The sequence below is a fragment of the Desulfitibacter sp. BRH_c19 genome (assembly GCA_001515945.1).
Classification (GTDB): Bacteria; Bacillota; DSM-16504; order Desulfitibacterales; family Desulfitibacteraceae; genus Desulfitibacter.
This window is the reverse complement of sequence record LOER01000032.1, coordinates 123063-144169: the sequence shown is the minus strand read 5'-3', so window position 1 is coordinate 144169 and position 21107 is coordinate 123063. Positions and strand designations below refer to the sequence as shown.

The following is a 21107-nucleotide window of genomic DNA, read 5'->3' as shown; positions in this document are numbered from 1 at the left end:
AAATGGTTAAAAAACGTTTAGATGTGCTAGTAGTTGATAAAAACCTAATTGAAAGTAGAGAACAAGCCCAGAGGGCTATTATGGCTGGAGAAATACTTATAAATGATATTCGTATTACTAAACCTGGTACAAAGGTTGATGATGATTCGAACATAAGATATACAGGCAAAGCTCAACCATATGTCAGCAGGGGTGGACTAAAACTAAAAAAAGCAATTGATACTTTCGCTATAGATTTTACTGATAAAATTGTGATTGACATTGGGGCTTCTACAGGTGGATTTACGGACTGTGCACTAAAGCACGGTGCACAAAAAGTATATTCAGTTGATGTGGGCTATGGACAATTAGCCTGGAGCTTGCGTAATGACTCTCGTGTTATTGTCATGGAAAGAACAAATGCCAGGGGATTGACCCAGGACATGTTTCTTGAAAAAGTAGACATTATTATAATGGATGTGGCCTTTATTTCAATAACCAAAATAATGCCTCAACTCCTACAGCTTATTAAAAATGATGGAATAATAATTACATTAATCAAGCCACAATTTGAAGCTGGCAGAGAAAATGTAGGTAAAAAGGGTGTAGTCAAAGACCCAGAGATTCATAAATCAGTAATCAGAAGTGTAATATCTGAAGCTGAAAAGGTTGGTTTATACGCAAAAAAATTAGAACATTCCCCTATCCGTGGTCCAGAAGGTAATATAGAGTTTTTGCTGTTGCTAGAAGCTAATGGGAAGGTGGAAGCAGATGAGAATTTAATAAACAAAACTGTTGAAGGCAGTCAGCAGTTACGTTAATATCTGAATTAAGAATACAGAAGTCCGAATTCAGAAGACAAAATTAAGTAAGAAAGTGGCTTAAATGCACTTTCTTTTTTTATGTACATAAAAAAGGAAAACTTATGCATTCTGTTGAATAAACTATCAGAGGTGGTTAGTTTGTCTTTCTATGATCTAGGTTTTTTATTTTTGATAATTGGTGTAATTTTGTTTTATAATAGATTCACAAAATATAAAAAAAATAGGCAGATGGAGATGTTTGCCTCCCTGGGGAAAAAAGAACAGGAACTTTTAGAAAACCTAGAGGAGAAAGGCTATAAGATAAAAAAAATCAACCCAGACATATCAGTCATTATAGAAGAAGATTATAAAACCTATTCAGATAATTTTAGGTTTCCTTTTATAGTTAATAAAAATAAGAATGATTACTTAGTAAAGATGAGGAAAGAAAAGGAGTCAATTCGTATTTCAAGCAGTAGATATAGAAAGGGTCTTTTGACTGAGTGCTCTATTTTTAATGTTCAGGGAATTGTTGTTGCAGATACAACAGGGAAATTAAGAGAGTTTAATATTAACCTACCTAAGAAAAGGCTATTACCAAAGTTAATACTAATATCCATAATAACTTTTTCTGCAGGTTTTTACATTGCATTAAGAATTTTTGAATATCTTTCACAAGGGGTTAAATAATGAAAAAGATTGGTTTTATCGTTAATTTAAGAAAAGAGTCCGCACCTAAAATCGCGCATCAAGTCATTCAATGGCTCATAAAAAACAATATAGAGGTGTATTTAACTACTGAAACTGCTGATATTTTATCTTTGCCAGAGTATGGCGTAAAGACTGATGATATGTTTTCTATGTCTGAATGTATCCTTGTCCTTGGTGGTGACGGTACACTTCTAAATACTGCAAGATGTGTTGCAGGCAAAAATATACCGCTACTTGGTATTAACCTAGGGCAGTTAGGCTTCCTTACCGAACTGGAAGTAGATAAGCTCATTTATGGTTTAGAGGAACTAGTTTCTGGCCACTATCACATCGAGGAAAGAATGATGTTAAAAGCAGATGTATATAGAAACGGCAAGATTACTGGAAATTTTCATGCTCTAAATGATATTGTTATAACCAAGGGTGCCTTTGCCAGAATGATTGAAATGAATACATATGTAGATAGTGAGTTTTTGACCAACTATCCAGCAGATGGTTTAATTATATCTTCACCAACTGGATCAACTGCTTATTCACTATCAGCTGGTGGACCCATTGTTTCACCTGATATTGATGTCATAATTATTACGCCAATTTGCCCACATACCTTGTATGCTAGACCGGTTATTATATCCCATAATCAAAGTGTTAGGGTGGTACTTGTTTCAGATTCTGGCGAAATAATGTTAACTGTTGATGGGCAGGATGGTTTTCTTCTAGATGCGAAGGATGAGGTTATAGTAAATAAGTCTAACCTTACAACAAGACTTATTAAATTACGTAATAGATCATTTTATGCTATTTTGAGAGAGAAGTTAAAAGACGGGAGCAGGAATCGTGAATAAAATTCTTGCTAAAGTAACCACAATGTGTCATGAAATAATTAGTAAAACTGTTAGTGAAGGAGACCAGGCTATAGATGCTACTGTAGGTAAGGGGCAGGACACTCTTTTTTTAGCTAATTTAGTAGGTAATAATGGACATGTTTATGGTTTTGATATTCAAAAAGAGGCCATAGAAATTACCCAAATCCAACTTGCAGAAAATAGTTTGTCTAGTAGAGTATCTCTTTTTAATACAGGACATGAGAATCTTGATGAGTATATAATTAATCCTGTAAAGGCCATTATGTTTAACCTTGGCTATCTGCCAGGTGGAGATCATAAAGTAATTACTAGCACTGAAACTACAATCGTAGCTCTAAAAAAGTCAGTATCTTTACTTGCACTTTATGGGATTTTGTCAGTAATAATTTACCCAGGTCATCCTGGTGGGGATATTGAAAAAGAAGCAGTAGAAAGCTTTTTCAAAGTATTACCCAAAAATGAATTCGATGTGATAAAAGTAACCCTTTTTAATAAAATAGATAGTTCTCCATACATAATTATTGCTCAAAGAATTCATTAACTATGAAGGGGGAAAGTAGACAAACCTTTTAAAAAGGTGTCTGATAATATGAAAAATTTAAGACAACGAAAGATTTTAGAGCTAATAAAGAGTTATGACATAGAAACCCAAGAGGATTTAGTAAATAAACTACGTGAAAGCAGTTTTGATGTAACTCAGGCCACAGTATCGAGAGATATTAAGGAATTAAGCCTAATAAAAATTGCCACTGGAAATAACAAGTACAAGTACTTTGTAACAGCAGAACCTAGGCACAATCTAAATATGAATAGGTTGAGTAAGCTATTAAAGGATTCTGCCACAAGTATAGATTATAGTGATAATCTTATTGTAATTAAAACCTTGCCGGGAGTAGCAAATGCTATTGCTTCCTGTATAGACCATATTCAATGGCCTGAGGTAATTGGTACTATTGCTGGGGATGATACAATCCTTTTAGTAGTTAAGCCAAAAGAGGCTGTTCAAAGAAATCTTGAGATTCTTAATAAGCTTTTAGAATGAGAGGTGATCTGCCATGCTGCAAGAATTACATATCGAGAATTTTGCTTTAATAGAAGAAATCAATATAGAGTTTCAAAAAGGCTTTAATGTATTATCAGGTGAAACTGGAGCTGGTAAATCTATACTCATAGATGCTGTCGGTTTACTGTTAGGCGATAGGGCCTCAATTGAGTATATTAGAACTGGTAGTGCAAAGGCCATTGTCCAGGGTGTATTTTCTTTTGAAACGTCTGAAAATAATATATATAATACTAATCTTGAGGAAATTGGAATAACCCCAGAGGAAGATGGTGCCATTATCCTTACTAGAGAAATTAGTGAAAATGGCAAGAATGTATGTCGTATTAATGGACGAACAGTCACTCTTTCAAACTTTCAAAACTTAAGTCGTTTGCTAGTTGAAATCCACGGACAAAATACTACCCAGCAGCTAACATCTTTATCTAAGCAGGCAGAATTACTCGATCGTCTCGGAGGCAAAAACTTACAAAAATTACGCTTTCAAATTAATGAAAAGTATATAAACATAAAATACTTAGAAAAGCAAAAAAGCAGACTTCAAGAAATAGTTAGCAAGGGTCTTCGTGAAAGAGAGTTTCTCCAATATCAATTAGAAGAAATTTCCCAGGCCGAGCTTAATCCTGGGGAAGAAGAGATTCTCGAAAAAGAACTTAAGGTTATGGGAAGTGCTCAAGAATTACAGGGTGCTTGTGAGGAAGCAAATTCTCTTCTCTTTTCAGGAGAAAGTACTGAAACTAGTGCATATGACCTAATTGGCCTGGTAATTGATAAATTTCGAAATTTACGTGGATTAGATGAGAATTTAGATGGGTCTCTATCTGAATTAGAAAATTCTATGTATCAGCTTCAGGAGTTAGCAATTAATTTTAAAAACTACCCTCAAGATCTGAATTATGATCCATATAGAATGAAGCATGTAGAGGATCGACTTGCATTAATAAGTAAATTGAAAAGAAAGTACGGAAATGATATTGAAAATATTATTTCATTAAAGGAAAAGCTCGCAGATGAATTGTATGAGCTGGAAAATGCAGAGGAAATGCTAAAGAACATAGAGGATAAAACTTTAGTAGCTACACAAGAATATGATAGCTTAGCACAAGAAATTCACTCTTTAAGAAGATGTACTGCTGATAAACTTCAGGTAAAAACAATGAAAGCATTAAATGATTTAGTAATGCCTAATGTTGAATTTATGATTTCTATTGAGCCTTTAGCTGATCGAGGACCATTTGGTAATGACAAAATTGAGTTTCTTATTTCACCAAATCCTGGAGAACCTCTTAAGCCCTTAGCAAAAATAGCTTCAGGTGGAGAAATGGCTAGGATTATGCTCTCACTAAAAAGTATCTTAGCAGAAGTTGACAATGTACCTGTATTAATTTTTGATGAAATTGATTCTGGAATTGGTGGTTTAGTGCTAAAGCCGGTTGCAGAAAAACTTTCAGAGACAAGTCAATTTTGTCAAATAATCTGTGTTACCCATTCACCACATATAGCAGCTTTTGCAGATTCTCATTATTATATCCAAAAATTTAGCGAGAAAGATAAAACTCATACAAAAGTTTCAAAACTTTGCAAAGAAGAGGAAAAGGTTGCAGAATTAACTAGAATGCTGGGAGCAACTACCAAAGCTAAAGAACATGCTGTAGAATTACTAAAACAGAGCTTGAAGTGCAGTTAAATCTAACTGCACTTTTTTTATTCTATTAGCGCATCTTTTTTTATACTATCAATGAATTCACAAAGAAGTTTATATTAACTTGGATAGTCAGTATTGCCAGGATAAGAAAATTGCCTGAAGACACACTAGAAACAAAAGAAATAATAAAAATTATTTTTCTGTACGGGTGTCAAAAATGAATCGGGGAGACTAAAGTACAGGAGTGAATGTCATTTGCGCAAAAGTAAGTTTAGCAGAATTTATGCATTCATTATCATTGCAGTTGTTTTAGCCATAAGCTTCAGTCCCCAGATGCAAAGTTACTTCTTACTTCCAACAACACAGAAATTATCAGTTGGTGATGAATTTAATTTACCTTTAGTTTTTCCCAAAAAATTAGTTAATAATTTTAAAATGCAAATTCATGATGAAAGTGGTCTGGTAAAATCGTTAGATTTGTCTTCAGGTACCAAAAAATTTTTAAATAGTGGAAATTACACAGCAAAATTAAGTTTATTTGGTTTAATACCACTAAAGGAAATTAAAGTTGATGTTGTACCACAAATTAAAGTTTATCCATCAGGACATTCGATTGGCGTTGTTTTAAATGCACAGGGAGTTATTGTAGTTGGTTTCTCACCAGTTACAAATGAATCTAATACAGAAATAGAACCTGCAAAGGATCAAGGAATCCAAATTGGAGATATAATTTCCAAAATTAATAATCAAGCTGTAGGTAGTGATCGTGAGCTAGCAGAACTAATTGACAAGTATGGACAATTAGAGAAACAGCTTACAATAGAAGTTATTAGAAATGGCTTGAAAATGGATTTTTCCATTGAACCTGTTAAATGTGGTGATACAGGCAGATATAGAATAGGTTTATATGTAAGAGACACAGCAGCAGGAATTGGGACTCTTACCTTTTTTGAACCCTCAAATGGAAAATATGGAGCATTAGGTCATGTAATAGCAAATGCTGATATCAAGGAAGAACTTAAAGATGGAATGGGAAGAATTATTTCAGCTTCTATTCAAAATATCACTTTGGGACGAAAAGGCTACCCAGGTGAAAAAATAGGTAGTTTTAGTAATGATAAGGTTTTGTCAGGTGGAATAATGAAGAATTGTAATTTAGGTATTTATGGAATATTGGATACAATACCAAAGGATACCTACTATAGTGAACCTATACCTGTAGCTTACGCAAATCAAATAACTCCTGGTACTGCTCATATACTAACAGTACTAGAAGGTGATACTATTGAAAAGTTTGAAATTCAAATTGAAAGAGTAATTTCTCATCAAAAGGAAAATGGTAAAGGTTTAGTATTAAGAGTTACTGATCCAAGATTAATTGAGAAAACAGGTGGAATAATTCAGGGAATGAGTGGTAGTCCAATTATTCAAAATGGTAGGCTCATTGGTGCGGTGACACATGTATTTGTACAAGATCCAACCAGAGGATATGGAATCCTTGCAGAATGGATGCTTGAGGAGATTGGAATCATTCCAGAAGAACTAGTTACTGACTCAGTTTTGTCAGCATCATAATACCTTTAAACATACAGTAATCTTGAAGAAGCATACGCTGTATGTTTTCTTTTTGTGCAAAAAGTAAAATATTTGACGAATTTTAACTAATATTGTGATATTACAAAAAGTGGCAGGAAAAGCCAAATTTATGTTGAAATAATAAACCCAACTAGTAAAACTAATACAGGGAGTGTGGGTTAAGTGGATGAACCAATAAATGTTTTAGTTGTGGACGATAATAGGGATTTTTGCGGCATTCTAGGGGAGTATTTCTCGAATCAAAAAGATTTAAACCTTTGTGATACAGCTTATAATGGCATTGAAGCCTTAAAAGCTATCCAGGAAAAGGAACCAGATGTAGTTATTTTGGATATCATAATGCCTCATTTAGATGGAATAGGTGTTTTAGAAAAATTAAATTCTATAGATCTAAATGTTAGGCCAAAGATTATTGTGTTAACTACTTTGGGTCAGGAAACAATGACACAACAATCCTGTGATTTAGGAGCAGACTATTACATATTAAAGCCCTTTGACTTAGATGTGCTTGGTACAAGAATCAAGCAACTAGTAAGAGGCGAATCAACAGGTGGCGGTTCTAGAAATGGTATGGTTAAAGGTAAAAGCCTGGATATTGAAGTTACAAAAATCATTCACCAAATGGGTGTGCCAGCTCACATTAAAGGATATCAATATTTACGAGATGCGATTCTTATGGTCATTGAAGAAGTCAATTTACTTGGTGCAGTTACAAAGGAATTATATCCTCTTATCGCTAAGAAATACATGACTACCCCAAGCAGAGTAGAAAGAGCCATCCGACATGCCATTGAATTAGCCTGGGATCGTGGTAATGTTGATATGATGAACCGCTTTTTTGGTTATACAATTAATGTGGAACGGGGTAAACCAACCAACTCAGAATTCATCGCCATGGTAGCAGACAAGCTAAGACTTGGGAGTAAGGTAGGGTAAAAATTATAATAAGTCATCAATACTATACATAAAGGAAAACTCTCTGTTTTGAGTTTTCCTTATTTATTAATGTCTTTTTTTAGAAAAAAGGAGTATTAAATGTTAAGGTATAATATAAACCCGAAAAGAAACATCTTTTACAAAACTGCTTTTGATATACGTTATCTAATATTATGTTTCATGGTTATGGTTTATCCTTTGATTGTAATACCGAATCCATATAATAATTATTTTTACTTTCCTAGGTATGTAATACTAGCAATTATATCAATAATTATTATATATTCGATATTGCGAGAAAAAGTAAGGTTCAATTTAAGACATCCAGTTTTTATTCCATTAGGTTTCTTTCTTTTGTTTGGACTGCTTTCTACTGTCCTAGCTCCATACCCATTTACAGCTTGGGTGGGATTCGACATTTATGAAGGAACTACTGCTCGTTTTACAGGATTTAGCACATGCATTTTTTGTGCTCTGTTGTTCTTAATCGCATATAACACAAAACAAAGTAAAAATATTCTATATTACATGGTAATTACAGCAACAATCGTATCATTTCTAGGGCTTCTTCAACACTTTGGTATTAATTTTATTCCACATGAAGATTTTAGAACAGGAATCCGTAGTTACAGCACAATGGGAAATCCTAATTTTTTTGGAACCTATACAGTTTTTATCTTACCTGCTACCATGCTTTTGTATTTCTTTACTGGTAAAAAGCAATGGCTTATATCTACAGCTTTAATATATTCGGGCTTATTAATATGTGTAACAAGAGGAGTCTGGATAGCCTTTTTCTTCGCTTTTATTGTTATTTCAGTCTATATCTTAAGACATAAAGACATGCGAAAAAAGTACCTAACCATGGTCTTTCTACTTATTATTGTTACTGGAATATTACTACCAACAAGCAATGGACTTATTTATAAAAGGATTTTTAGCATTCCAGATCAGATTGAAGCATCAGTAAAAATGGAGGATGATGGTGGCTCCTATAGGATATACATTTGGAAGGAGTCAGCGAAATTAATTCCCCAAAACTGGGCATTTGGTATTGGACCAGAGCATCTAGGATACGCAGATATTCGACCCAAAATCAATCTAGCAGATAAGGTTCATAATGTTTATTTAGAAATTATAGTTACAATGGGTGCCTTTGCTTTTTTATCTTACATATTGTTTCTAGGCTATTTTTTAAAGCCATGGAAAAATGAATTTGGTCTCATATATTTTATAATGATTTTTTCATATCTGCTACAAGGAATCTTTAATATAGATGTAATAATGGTAATGCCACTATTTTGGATTGTGTTAGGTCTATCATTATCAAATGAAAAGCACTTAAAAAGCCATATCTATACTTAATACGTTATAACTTATTAAGATTTAGGGTATTAATAATAATATTTTTTACTTTATAAAAAATTCTTACCAATATGTCGAAAATAAAACCAATATTTTGCAAAGGTTTAGATGGGCCATAGGCTCATCTTTTTCTTATTGTTACAATATCCTGCCTAAATAGATGGGAATTATAGGTTTATTGTCGGAATAAACTGTAAATAATTGCCTTATTATGACAAACTATTTAGAAGTATCACCTTATAATTATAATCGTAGCCTAGTCCAATATAACTATAAAATATAGGTCTTATTACCTACAATCTGGTCAGAGGCTGCAAAAGGGCATATTGCCTAATATAAAAATTAATTTTAAAAGGGAAAGGAGGTTAGTTAAATGTTAAATATTTTAAAGAGATTAGTTAAGGATGAAGAGGGTCAGGGTTTGGTGGAGTATGTTTTAATAATAGCGGTAATATCTCTAATAATTATAGTTGCAGGTAAACCTTTAGCTACTGCAATTAAGGAAAAGTTTGAAGAGGTCGGAGACGAACTCACAACTTAGGACTAGAATAGAAAACATCAACAGCAATCTACTATTTAAAAATAGGTTGCTGTTGAACCTTATTTATTAAGTAGGATTGATTGTTATGAAATATCTAAAGATTTGTAGATAAAATCTATGAAGAGCATATAGAATCTGTTTTCTAGTGAATTTGGACAAAGAATAGTTGAATACAGTCTTATTATTAGCTAAATTGTTATTGTTGTTTTTATAGCAGTAGAAACATTAGGTGTGACTTTACTAAGCTTGTACAACGATGTAGTGTCTAATTGGCCATAAATATTTGTTAGAATGGAGCTTGTGAATGTATTTAGAATATAATGTTTACTTACTCTCTATACTACTTATACTATCACTCTTTTTTGATATAATAACGAAAAAAATCCCCAACATGCTTACCTTTCCGGTAATGCTTTTGGGTTTAATTTCATATACATATACAGGTGGTTTAACAGGTTTTTGGTTTAGCTTTTCAGGTCTTCTTGTAGGAATAGGAATTTTCTTAATTCCCTTTATTTTAGGGGGAATGGGAGGAGGAGATGTAAAGCTTTTAGGTGCTATAGGAGCCCTAATGGGATCCCAATTTGTTCTAATAGCTGCTCTTTACACGGCCATTGCGGGAGGCATTATTGCACTTATTATACTTTTACACAAAGGTCGCCTGTTCCTGATGATTAAAAAAGGTCTAGTGAAAATAGCCAAACCAATCTCAAATAGCTTAGCACTAACATTCAAATCTGTTTGGTTTGAAAGAATGGCTATAAATCTTTCTTTAGCAGATGCAGAAACACAGAAACAAGAACCCATAAAGTTCGCCTACGGAATAGCAATAGCCTTAGGAACCCTAATAGCCCTAACTGATTTTAGCCAAAAACTTTTCATCGCAGGTTTATTCTAATAATCGAGGTGGTACCTTGAATTTCTTATCAATTTTTAGAAAAAATGAAAAAGGCCAAGGTTTGGTTTCTTTTGCATTAGTATTACCCATACTTGCTATGTTAATCTTTGGAATTATACAATTTGGATTTATCTTTTATAGTCAGATTACAATAACGAGTGCTGCAAGGGAAGGAGCTCGTATGGCATCTGTAGGAAAACAGGATCAAGAAATCATAAATAAAATTAATAGTATTACATCTAGTATTCCATTACTAACTGTCTATATGAATAACGTTACTATATCCAATAGAGTTATTGGTTCAGAAGTAGAAGTTTTTGTTCCAGCTAGTGTGGAGATTATTGTACCAATTTTAGATAAAGCTGTTGGTGATGATTTTATTATAAATGCAAAATCAACAATGCGAAACCAAGCAATAAATTAGTTAGAAGTTTTTGTATTAAATGTTCTAAGAGGTGAAAACATTGAACAGTTTTTATAGTAAACAGGATGAAAGAGGTCAAGCTCTCGTAGAATTTTCATTGATTTTACCTTTGCTTTTATTATTAATATTTGGAATTATACAATTTGGTATTATTTTTAGTTGTTATATTTTAGTTAATAGTGCTTCAAAAGAAGCTGTGCGAATATCTGCTGTAACAGACTTGAATGATACTGACCATGAAGCAATTAATAAAATAACCCAAATAACATCTCCATTTCCATTTTTAAATATTAAAAGTATAGATATCTCCCCTGAACCTAGTGCTCGTATTCAAGGAGAAGATGTAATGGTTATGATTGATGCTTCAGTTGGTCTAATTGTACCACTAGTATTAAATGAAGAAATAGATTTTCCTATAATAAGTGCAAGAATGAGATATGAACCACATAGTCTAATAATTGAAGGCTCAGAAGAATTTGTTCTTGAAGAATTAAGCTTAAATCAGTCGGGTGATAAACTTCGAGTTAGCGTTGAATTATTAGATGGAGCTGGAAATCCCATTGGAGATGCTTTAATATATCTTGAAATTGATTATGAGGGTACTGTTATCGAAGGAGGAGCATTTACTTTGACAACTAATACCAACCATGGTAAAGATCAAGAGGTTGTGGACTTTAACAATAATAACAAAGGTACTTATACTGTTACTTTATATAGTATAACAACTTCAGACGGAACAATATATGAACAAATATACACTGATAGTGTTTATGTGAAGTAAATAACGAAATAGATGGTCAAGGGGGCAGTTTTAGTGAAACTAAAGAATACTATAGTAAAAAACAATAAAGGAGCAGTTCTTGTTATTGTTGCAGCATCCATGATCTTATTGTTGGGGCTAACAGCGTTAGTTACGGATGTGGGCTACCTTTACTTCCAAAAGAGGAATATGCAAAATGGAGCTGATGCTGCTGCTCTAGCTGCAGCATGGGAATTGCCAAGTGGCAATATTCAAACAATGGCCTCAGACTATATAGCAAAGCATAGTATTACTGGTGTTGTATATGCTCAAGCACAGAATAATAGTACTGAGGTAAGAGTTGATGTAATGGATTCTTATCCACGCCTCTTTGGTAGAGTTTTTGGTAGTTCTGATTATATAGTAAGTGCTGTAGCAACTGCAAGACAAAGAGTCACAATCGGTGGATTTCAACCTTTTGCTCCACATCCCAAAAACTATACATATGAACCGTTATCCTGTTCCTCCAATGTAGAACCTATTCTAACTATAGAAGACCATGAATTTCTTAAAGGTCGAGATATTAATAGTTTAGACAAGAAGTATTATTATTATTTTGATACAGATACAAATACAGGTCACTATTATCATGCGGGGGACCCAATTTTAAATGACTATACATATGTTGGATATGATCCTTATACTGATAAAACACAACGGCTAGAAAATTTTAAAACTGCAGTTATTCTAAATGTGATCATTGGAATTATTGTAGATGCCCAAGGGTTAACAGATAGTGCTAATTATGGACTATTAGATATGACAGGACTTAAACCAGCTGCAGGTAAAAATAATCTAGAGTGGTGGATTACAAATCCTGATGAATTTGAAATAGAAGAAACTACTAGTTTAACTCAAGATACTGAACCTGGTAAAGCAAATAAAATATTTCAAAGTAATTATGAGGATGGCCTTTCTCCTATAGATTATATGCTGGATCAGTCTGGTGGGGAATACTTCATAATTTTGCCTCACCCATCAGTAGCTTTAAATGCACCTCATTCACCTATAGTACCTGGTGATTATCTCATAGCTAAAATAAACACCGATCCAGATGATTATAGCTGTGATGACTTTAGATTAACAGGTAAAATAATCCACATTTATAACCCATATAATCCTGATGACCAAATTCTATTACAACAAGCAGGAATAAGAAAAAATAGTCCATTTCTAATAAAAAATCATTAAAAATATACCTTACTGAAAGGAGTGTCCAGTTCATTGAAACTTAATAAACGCATATTAATATTTGCTATTATCTTAGGTCTTATTACTGCAGTAGCCTTAAACTTTTATATTAAAAGCCTTGACAAACCTGCTTTAGTTGCTGTTCCCCATTCTGAAGTAATTATAGCAAAGACTACAATACCTGCCTATATTAGGATTACTGAAGAGATGTTGGACAAGCAATCAATGCCATCTGATGCTGTCCATCCTGAGGCAATAACCAGTATGGATAATGTAGTAGGAGGAATTTCAAAATCTGAGATTATTAAGGGAGAGCAGGTGCTATCAGGTAGAGTAGTGATGGATGAAACAAAAGCTACATTATCATATAGAATACCTGAAAACATGCGTGCTTTTACAATTCCAATAGGAGAGGTTAGCGGAGTAGCAGGTTTTATTTCTCCAGGGGACAAGGTTGACATACTAATATCTTACTCTGATGAAAAGATTAATGATGAGCTTACTACATACACCATGTTTCAAAACATGGAAATTTTAGCTACTGGTGAACAGACCCAGCCCAAAGATGATGCTACGAGAAGTGTAGTGAGTACATTAACTTTACTAGTTACGCCTGAAGAGGCTGAAGTACTAGTCTATTCCCTACAAAGCGGAACTTTCCATCTAACACTTCGTTCACCAGTAGATACTTCTACGGCTGATGTAGACAGTTTCAATTCTACCAATTTCGATTCATTCAGAGAGAGGTGATAGATATGGAAGTTATAAAGGTTGTAGTAGTCGAAAAGGATCAAGAGGAAAGGGTAGCTATCACCAATATGCTATCTAATGTTGAATACATTAAGGTTATAGGTGATGCTGAGAATCAGGAGCAAACCTTTGACTTACTGGAAAACTCTGATCCCGATGTGTTAATTATTGGCGTGGACATAGATGAAAATGGTTACAAGCTAGCTGAAAAAATAGCAGGAGAATATCCTGGAATCTGTACAATAATAGCTGAAACAGAGATGGGTGAAGAAACCTTAAGAAAAGCTATGTTTGTAGGTGCAAAGGATGTGATAGTTCAGCCCTTTACACCCTCGAGGCTTGTTGATTCCATTTATCGTAGCTACCAGACAGAGAAAAAGAAACAGGGTGTTCAAAGGGATAAAAATCCCACACTTAGAAAACAGGCAAAACAGGGGCAGGTTATTACAGTTTTTAGTACAAAGGGTGGAGTGGGTAAAACCTTTGTTTCTACAAATCTAGCTGTTTCACTTGCAGAAGTAACAGGAGAAAAAGTTGTTTTGGTTGATTTGGATTTAGATTTTGGCAATGCTGCATTAGCCTTAAATATTATGCCTAGATATACAATATCAGATATTATCAATGACATTCGTAATTTAGATAGAGATTTAATGGAAAGCTATTTAATTCCCCATAAGTCAGGAATTAAAGTTCTACCAGCTAATTCTACACCCCAGATAACTGAATTTATTACTGCAGATCATATTCAAATTATCTTAAGGATACTTCAGAGTAGCTTTGACTATGTAGTGGTAGATATGCCTGCAAGGTTTTATGAACCAGTTATGCCTGCTTTTCAGGCAGCAGATATACTCATGTTAATAACTACACCAGATGTTGCTACCTTGCGTAATATCAAGGCATCTCTTTTAACCTTACATGATTTGAATTATCCGAGAAAGAAAATAAAAATACTCTTAAACAGGGCTGAATCAAGGGGAGAAATAAGGGTAAAGGATGTTGAGACAACTTTAAATACTAGCCTTGCAGGTATTATTCCTGCGGAATATAAGATGGTACTCTCCTCATTAAATAAAGGTGACCCAGTAGTATCACTATATCCTCGTGCAAAGATAAGCAGAAACTTTTTAGAGCTCGCTCGGAAAAGTATGAGTAATGAAAATGGTCAGTTGAAAGTAAATTAGTATAAAATCCTTTACAAAAGGTGGGATATAAGTGTTATCAAATGATCTTACTCTAAATGGTTCCAAAAGGCCCAAACCGGTAGAAAATATTGTTAACAAAAGAAAGGAATTAGAAGAGATAGCCTCAACTACTTTAGGATATGTCATAGATAGTATTGGTAACAAACAGATAGAGACCCTTCAGAGAAAAGAAATTATTGAACAAATCAATGACAGTTTACATAGTACCCTTGAAGAACAAAATAGGCACCTGTCTCACCCTGATAAACAAAAGATAGTAAATACAGTTGTTGATGAGATCCTTGGGTTTGGCCCTATAACTCCATTAATTAATGATCCAACTGTTACGGAAATCATGGTAAATGGTCCCCAAAAGATTTATGTGGAAAGAGAGGGTAAAATTTATAAAACAGAAATAACCTTTAGAAATGATTCCCATGTAATGCATATCATAGACAAGATTATCACTCCCTTAGGTAGAAGAGTAGATGAAGGCTCTCCCATGGTGGATGCACGCTTACCTGACGGTTCTCGTGTAAATGTAATAATTCCACCTTTGAGTGTTATAGGTCCATCAATTACCGTTCGTAAATTTGCTACGGATCCCTACACCCTTGAGGATTTAATATCCTTTGGAACTTTAACAACGGAAATGGCAAAGTTCTTAAGGTCATGTGTAAGGGCAAGAACTAATATAATAGTTTCTGGTGGTACTGGTAGTGGTAAGACTACTTTTTTAAATGTGCTATCTAGCTTTATCCCCCACTCTGAGAGGATTGTAACCATAGAGGATGCTGCTGAATTGCAGCTCAAACAGGAACATGTTGTGACTCTCGAAAGTCGTCCATCAAATATAGAAGGAAAAGGTCTTGTAACAATCAGAGATCTTGTTATAAATTCTCTTCGTATGAGACCTGATCGGATAGTGGTAGGAGAGGTTCGTGGAGGAGAGTGTCTTGATATGCTTCAAGCAATGAACACCGGTCATGATGGCTCAATAACCACAGTTCATGCTAACAACCCAAGGGATGGCCTGGCTCGTCTTGAAACAATGGTAATGATGGCAGGAATGGATTTACCATTAAGAGCCATTAGAGAGCAGGTTTCATCTGCTATTGACTTAATTATTCATAGTGCTCGTTTTATTGATGGTACTAGAAAAATAACAAAGATATCAGAAGTAGTAGGTATGGAGGGAGATACAATCACCATTCAGGATATTTTTGTATTTAGGCAGGATGGCTTTGATGAAAAAGGAAATATCATAGGTAAAAATATTCCTACTGGGATCATACCTAAATTCATGGAAAAGTTTAAAGCACATGGAGAAAGCACCTCTACTGCTGTATTTAAGGCAGTTGAAGAAACTGATAATATCTGGAGGACTTTTAAATGATCTTCTATTTAATATTACTAGGGGTCTTTTTGACTGTAATTCTATTAACTATAGGCATATATACTTTAATATTTAGCTCCAGGTTGAAGGTGCTTAATAGAATTGACACCTATGCAAATGTAAAGAATAGTAGCTATTCTAAGGAAGACAGTAAAGCTAAGGGTTTTCGAGAGGAATTCTTTAACTTAATGGGTGCCTTGGGAAAACTGTTTTCTCGTGAGGCCTATAAAGAAAGCATCCAGAGAAAATTAAACCAGGCACATGTTTTAATGAAGGCTGAGGAATTTTTTGGTGTTTGTCTAGCAACTGCCTTAGGTATCTTTCTTCTCCTATTTTTAATTTCAAGAACTTTAATTCTGGCAATAACTGGAGGATTATTGGGCTTTAAGCTACCTAATATCCTCTTAGATATTAAGAAGAAAAAAAGAATGAGAGCTTTAAACTCACAATTACCTGAAGCTCTTACCATTATATCTAACGGTTTACGCGCTGGGTTTAGCTTTCCCCAGGCAATGTCTGTAGTTAGTAAGGAAATGGAAGCTCCCATTGCAGAGGAGTTTGGCAGGGTTATTAGAGAGAACTCATTAGGTAAACCAATGGAAGAGGCACTCCAAAATTTATCAGATAGAACTGATGATGAGGACCTGGATATGTTTATTACAGCACTACTTATTCAAAGACAGGTGGGGGGTAACCTGGCTGAAGTTCTTGATAATATATCCAATACTATTCGAGAAAGAATCAGAATTAAGGGAGAAATCAGAACTTTAACTGCTCAGGGCAGATTGTCAGCTATCATTATCTGTGCCTTGCCTGCTGTGGTAGCTGGAATTATCACTCTTATGAACCCAGAGTATATGCTTGTTCTTATTCAAGAAACAATGGGTTTGATTATGATAGGTACTGCCGTATTCTTTATGATAGTTGGCGTAATTCTTATTCGCAGAATAGTTGATATTAAGGTCTAGTAAAGAGAAGGTGAGATAATGGAATATATAATAGGAATACTTGTTTTTAGTACAATAGTTACTTTTGTTTTAATTCTCTATGAAGTGATTTTTGCAAATAAAATTGCAATTACTGAGAGACTCCAAGAGATTAAAAAGATAGGCAGGGAATTGGAAGATGATAATGATTTACGCAAGCCCTTTATCGAAAGAATCATTAAGCCTGCCTATTGCAAGCTTGGTAATATTTTAGGGAGTCTGGCGCCTAAAGAGATTAAGCATAAGGTTGAAAAGAAGATAATATATGCAGGTAACCCCTGGAATTTAACCTTTAATTCTTTTTTAACCATGCAGGTCGTATTAGGTGTTTTATTATCATCTATTTTTTTAGTCATATTTAAGCTAGTAGATATCCAAAGTGACAGGTTATTTCTAATTCTCATTGTGATGTTTTTGTTTGGATTTTTCCTGCCATCGGTAGTTTTAAGTTCAAAGGTAGCTAATAGGCAAATGGAGATTCAAAACAGCTTGCCTGATATGCTTGATCTTCTCCTGGTCACTGTTGAGGCGGGGTTGGGATTTGATATGGCTTTGAAAAGAGTTGCTGATAAAATGCCAGGAGAGTTGAGTAAGGAATTAAATCGTGCTCTTGATGAAATGCGTCGAGGTAGAACCAGAGAGGAGGCTCTCAGGGGTATTACAAAAAGAACAGGTGTAGCAGATTTGTCGACCTTTATTAGTGCCATCATTCAGGCAGAGCAATTGGGAAGTAATATTGCCAATACATTACGAATTCAGGCAGTTTCCATGAGACATAAAAGGAGGCAGAGGGCAGAAGAAAAGGCCATGAAAGCCCCTATTAAAATGCTTTTCCCATTAATCTTTTTTATCTTTCCAACCTTGTTTGTAGTTTTACTAGGACCAGCTGCTATTCGAATTATGCAGGCCTTTGAGACAATGTTTTAGGGGGTAAATGATGTTTTTAGCTAAAAGCAGTAGCAGGCTAATTATAATACTTTTGATTATTTTTGCTATTTTATCTCTGTGTCAAATAACTAATGCCTCTGAAGAACATTCAGAGCTAGCAAAGGAAAACCTTTGTGTTGTCCTTATAATAGACATATCTGGCAGCATGGCTGATACTGATCCACAAAGGTTACGTGAAACTGCTGCCAATATCTTTATAGATTTGTTAAGTCAAGATGACTACCTTGGTATCATCACTTTTGATGATAGAATTGAGGTAGTTGTTCCCATTCAGAAAGTAGCAAGTAATTCGAATAAAGAAGTAATTAAAAATACCTTATCTGGCAAGCCTGATCAACGTGGAAATACTGATTACACAGGAGCATTTGAGGCTGCATACGACCAGTTACAGCAGCTTGACCAGGAAGATTTAAGACCTGTTGTCATATTTCTGACAGACGGAGAGCCTAATCCTGATTCACGGCGAAGCAATGATACCGCTTTTATGAAAACATATATGGAATCCATGTGGGAAACCGTAACAAATTTTACTCTTCAAAGATATCCCATTTATTCTGTTGCCTTTAGTAACGAAATTGATCCTGATATTATTAATAAAATATCTATGGATACAAAGGCTGAAGCCTATATTTTAGATACTCCTTCTGATTTAGCACATACCTTTTATAATCTCTTAGGAAAATTAAAAAATCGCAATAATATATATGACGAAGATTACTTACTCACAAATACTGGAGAAACTCTTAGCTTTTTTGTAGATGAATATACCAATCAGGTTAATTTACTTTTTTTAGATGCCCCAGATTCTGATTATGAAATAAAGATTAAGAAGCCTGCAAATATTGATTTAATGGATGAGGGTATTACGGAAAGCATAGAAGATAATTATCGGATTCTTACCCTAGCTATGCCTGGAGAACACCATCTTGGAGAGTGGGAAATTGAAGTTTCAGGTAGAGGGAGTATTCGCCTGATGGCTGATCTAGATATTTCTCTAAAGGCCTGGCTCATGTCTCCAGTACCCTATTCACAGCACTCCTTAAATGAGTCTGTAGAATTTAAGGTGTATGTTCCTCTGGGTGGTACTACAAACCAAAATCTTGATGTGACTGTTGAATTAACAAAGCCTGGACAGGATAGACCTGAAATAGTGAAGCTTAAGCAAGAAAATGGATATTTTATAGGCATTTATGATGGAGCCAATCTGGCTGGCACCTATGATATACAGGTAAACTTACTTATGGATAATAAGGTGGTAAATACATCTTCCACAAAGCTATATGTCAAGCTTCTTCCTAGCCTTTTAACAGACTTCTGGATAGAAGATGGTTATAGGATAGGGGAAGAAGTTATAGTAACTGCTTCTCTATCAATTGGAGGAAACCGTATTACTGAAAGTAATGACTTAAAGGTTGAAAGCTTTAACCTTGTAGTTGACTATGAGGATGGTTATTCGGAATTTATTGCTTTAAATGATAGTGGAGCTGCAGAGCATGGAGATATTAGAAGTGCTGATGGTATCTGGAGCAATAGGCAAGCCTTTGATCGTGCAGGCATAGCAGAAGCTATGATAATAGTTGTGGGGGAATATAGAGGGGATGAATTTATTCTAGAGAAAAAACTAGGAGGTTTTTTAGTAGCCCCACCAGGAAATATAATTATCAATAATTCACAGGGAAGTTTATGGAGTGTTTCAGGGGGAGTTTTATCTATTCCTTTAGAAATTCAAAACATATCACATTTTAAAGAAACACTTTTTATAGATATGGAAAGTAGCTTGGGAAAACTAGTTAATACCCAAATAGTACTAGAACCAGAGGAAACTAAAACATTATATATAAATGTTGAAATGGCTACTGAACTAGAAAAAGAAGGTTATCTATTACCATTATCCTTTAGAACGGATAATGAATTAACCAGGCTAGAAGCTAATAGCTTAAATGTCCCAGTTGATATAGTTTCTAAAGGAGAGTATTTACTTAAAAAATATTACTCAACAATAGGTCTTCTCGTCTATATTTTAATTGGATTTATGGCAGTAGCTATCCTTATTTATGCTTTAGGCTTATTACTATATTTTATTCTTATAAAGCCTAGATCTATAATTTCAGGTGAACTGTCATATTGGATATCTTCTGATAATCCATGGAGCAGTATTCCAAAGAAGGTTCAATTAAAACCATTTAAAAAGAATAAGGTGATTGTTTCATTTAATCCCGACAACCAACAGGCAGATGTACATGTGAAAAACAGGGAATTTGATTACGATATTATCCTGCAAGTTATTACCGATGAAAAGACAAAAAGGTTTATACAGGGATGGAAGGTACTTCTTAAAAGGAAGCAACCCATTTCATTAAGGGTTAAGTGTACTCAACCTGGGGTACTTGAATTAAATGGTGAAATATATAGTCAAAGGGATTTACATCACAGAGATAAGTTCACTTCAGGAGGATTTGGTTTTCAATATACTGCCCCTAGTAAATTATCTAGGGAAACGTACCAAGGAAAAAACATTTTGGAAGGTAAGGTATCTAATGATAAAAGTCAAGGTGTTTAATGAATCAAAAAATACTATTCTCCTTGAAGAAGTAGAGATAGCTGATAGTTTTTTCTTAAGACTTAAAGGTCTTTTAGGTAAATCATCTCTACCACATGGGAAGGGTATAATTATTAAGCCATGTAAAGCAGTTCATACTATGGCAATGTCATTTACAATAGATGTTGCCTTTGTTGATAAAAATAATTACATCTGCCACATTATTGACTCTATGCTACCATATAAGTTTAGTCCTACTATTCGAAAAGCAGATTATGTAATTGAAGCTCCTGCAAGTACCTTTAAGACTTCTGGAACTAATTTAGGAGACAAGATTAAGCTTATATCGTAAACTATTATTTTTAGTTTTCGACATTTTTTTGGTTAATTTGAAAGTAAATTTACCACTTATGCTTTACTATACTATTTTAGACAAGTTATTAGATAAAATCTTCTATATTAGCTAAAATTCTTTGTCGAAACTATGTTA

20 protein-coding genes are annotated in these 21107 nt (G+C 34.2%); all 20 read left to right on the top strand.

Annotation, left to right across the window (positions count from 1 at the left end):
- Nucleotides 1–2 precede the first annotated feature (2 nt).
- The 20 genes from APF76_07810 to APF76_07715 all read left to right on the top strand — a co-directional run bounded on the left by APF76_07810 (nucleotide 3) and on the right by APF76_07715 (nucleotide 20969).
- The gene (locus tag APF76_07810; protein ID KUO50544.1) at nucleotides 3–800 is read left to right on the top strand and encodes an RNA methyltransferase; all 798 of its coding nucleotides are present in this window, start codon (nucleotides 3–5) and stop codon (nucleotides 798–800) included.
- Nucleotides 801–941: 141 nt separating this feature from the next.
- A complete protein-coding gene (locus APF76_07805) occupies nucleotides 942–1472 on the top strand; it encodes a hypothetical protein (GenBank protein ID KUO50543.1) in 531 nt (176 codons plus the stop codon).
- Entirely contained in the window at nucleotides 1472–2338 is an 867-nt protein-coding gene (locus APF76_07800) for an NAD(+) kinase (protein KUO50542.1), read from the top strand. Before APF76_07805 ends, APF76_07800 begins: the two co-directional genes overlap by 1 nt.
- Nucleotides 2331–2900, top strand: coding sequence for a hypothetical protein (locus APF76_07795; protein KUO50541.1), 570 nt, complete (start codon nucleotides 2331–2333; stop codon nucleotides 2898–2900). The genes APF76_07800 and APF76_07795 overlap by 8 nt, the downstream gene beginning before the upstream one ends.
- A gap of 48 nt (nucleotides 2901–2948) precedes the next feature.
- Nucleotides 2949–3401, top strand: a complete 453-nt coding sequence (locus tag APF76_07790) for an ArgR family transcriptional regulator (GenBank protein ID KUO50540.1) — start codon at nucleotides 2949–2951, stop codon at nucleotides 3399–3401.
- A 13-nt stretch (nucleotides 3402–3414) separates the two neighbouring features.
- A complete protein-coding gene (locus APF76_07785; GenBank protein ID KUO50539.1) occupies nucleotides 3415–5106 on the top strand; it encodes a hypothetical protein in 1692 nt (563 codons plus the stop codon).
- A 213-nt stretch (nucleotides 5107–5319) separates the two neighbouring features.
- Complete coding sequence (locus APF76_07780) at nucleotides 5320–6639, top strand: hypothetical protein (protein ID KUO50538.1); 1320 nt, start codon at nucleotides 5320–5322, stop codon at nucleotides 6637–6639.
- Between the two features lie 183 nt (nucleotides 6640–6822).
- Nucleotides 6823–7596, top strand: a complete 774-nt coding sequence (locus tag APF76_07775; GenBank protein ID KUO50537.1) for a sporulation transcription factor Spo0A — start codon at nucleotides 6823–6825, stop codon at nucleotides 7594–7596.
- A 99-nt stretch (nucleotides 7597–7695) separates the two neighbouring features.
- The gene (locus tag APF76_07770) at nucleotides 7696–8961 is read left to right on the top strand and encodes a hypothetical protein (protein ID KUO50536.1); all 1266 of its coding nucleotides are present in this window, start codon (nucleotides 7696–7698) and stop codon (nucleotides 8959–8961) included.
- An 845-nt stretch (nucleotides 8962–9806) separates the two neighbouring features.
- A complete protein-coding gene (locus APF76_07765; GenBank protein KUO50535.1) occupies nucleotides 9807–10400 on the top strand; it encodes a hypothetical protein in 594 nt (197 codons plus the stop codon).
- 16 nt (nucleotides 10401–10416) lie between these two features.
- Complete coding sequence (locus tag APF76_07760; GenBank protein KUO50534.1) at nucleotides 10417–10824, top strand: hypothetical protein; 408 nt, start codon at nucleotides 10417–10419, stop codon at nucleotides 10822–10824.
- A 40-nt stretch (nucleotides 10825–10864) separates the two neighbouring features.
- Nucleotides 10865–11605, top strand: a complete 741-nt coding sequence (locus APF76_07755; GenBank protein ID KUO50533.1) for a hypothetical protein — start codon at nucleotides 10865–10867, stop codon at nucleotides 11603–11605.
- A gap of 33 nt (nucleotides 11606–11638) precedes the next feature.
- Nucleotides 11639–12814 (top strand): hypothetical protein, encoded by a 1176-nt coding sequence (locus APF76_07750; protein KUO50532.1) that lies wholly within the window; start codon nucleotides 11639–11641, stop codon nucleotides 12812–12814.
- 33 nt (nucleotides 12815–12847) lie between these two features.
- Entirely contained in the window at nucleotides 12848–13564 is a 717-nt protein-coding gene (locus APF76_07745) for a hypothetical protein (protein KUO50531.1), read from the top strand.
- A 5-nt stretch (nucleotides 13565–13569) separates the two neighbouring features.
- Nucleotides 13570–14748: a hypothetical protein gene (locus APF76_07740; GenBank protein ID KUO50530.1), complete on the top strand. Its 1179-nt coding sequence runs from the start codon at nucleotides 13570–13572 to the stop codon at nucleotides 14746–14748.
- Nucleotides 14749–14779: 31 nt separating this feature from the next.
- The gene (locus tag APF76_07735; GenBank protein KUO50529.1) at nucleotides 14780–16144 is read left to right on the top strand and encodes a type II secretion system protein E; all 1365 of its coding nucleotides are present in this window, start codon (nucleotides 14780–14782) and stop codon (nucleotides 16142–16144) included.
- Nucleotides 16141–17112 (top strand): hypothetical protein, encoded by a 972-nt coding sequence (locus APF76_07730; GenBank protein KUO50528.1) that lies wholly within the window; start codon nucleotides 16141–16143, stop codon nucleotides 17110–17112. Before APF76_07735 ends, APF76_07730 begins: the two co-directional genes overlap by 4 nt.
- 27 nt (nucleotides 17113–17139) lie before the next feature.
- Nucleotides 17140–18057: a hypothetical protein gene (locus APF76_07725; GenBank protein KUO50664.1), complete on the top strand. Its 918-nt coding sequence runs from the start codon at nucleotides 17140–17142 to the stop codon at nucleotides 18055–18057.
- A 10-nt stretch (nucleotides 18058–18067) separates the two neighbouring features.
- Entirely contained in the window at nucleotides 18068–20638 is a 2571-nt protein-coding gene (locus APF76_07720; protein KUO50527.1) for a hypothetical protein, read from the top strand.
- Complete coding sequence (locus tag APF76_07715; GenBank protein ID KUO50526.1) at nucleotides 20616–20969, top strand: hypothetical protein; 354 nt, start codon at nucleotides 20616–20618, stop codon at nucleotides 20967–20969. The genes APF76_07720 and APF76_07715 overlap by 23 nt, the downstream gene beginning before the upstream one ends.
- Nucleotides 20970–21107 lie beyond the last annotated feature (138 nt).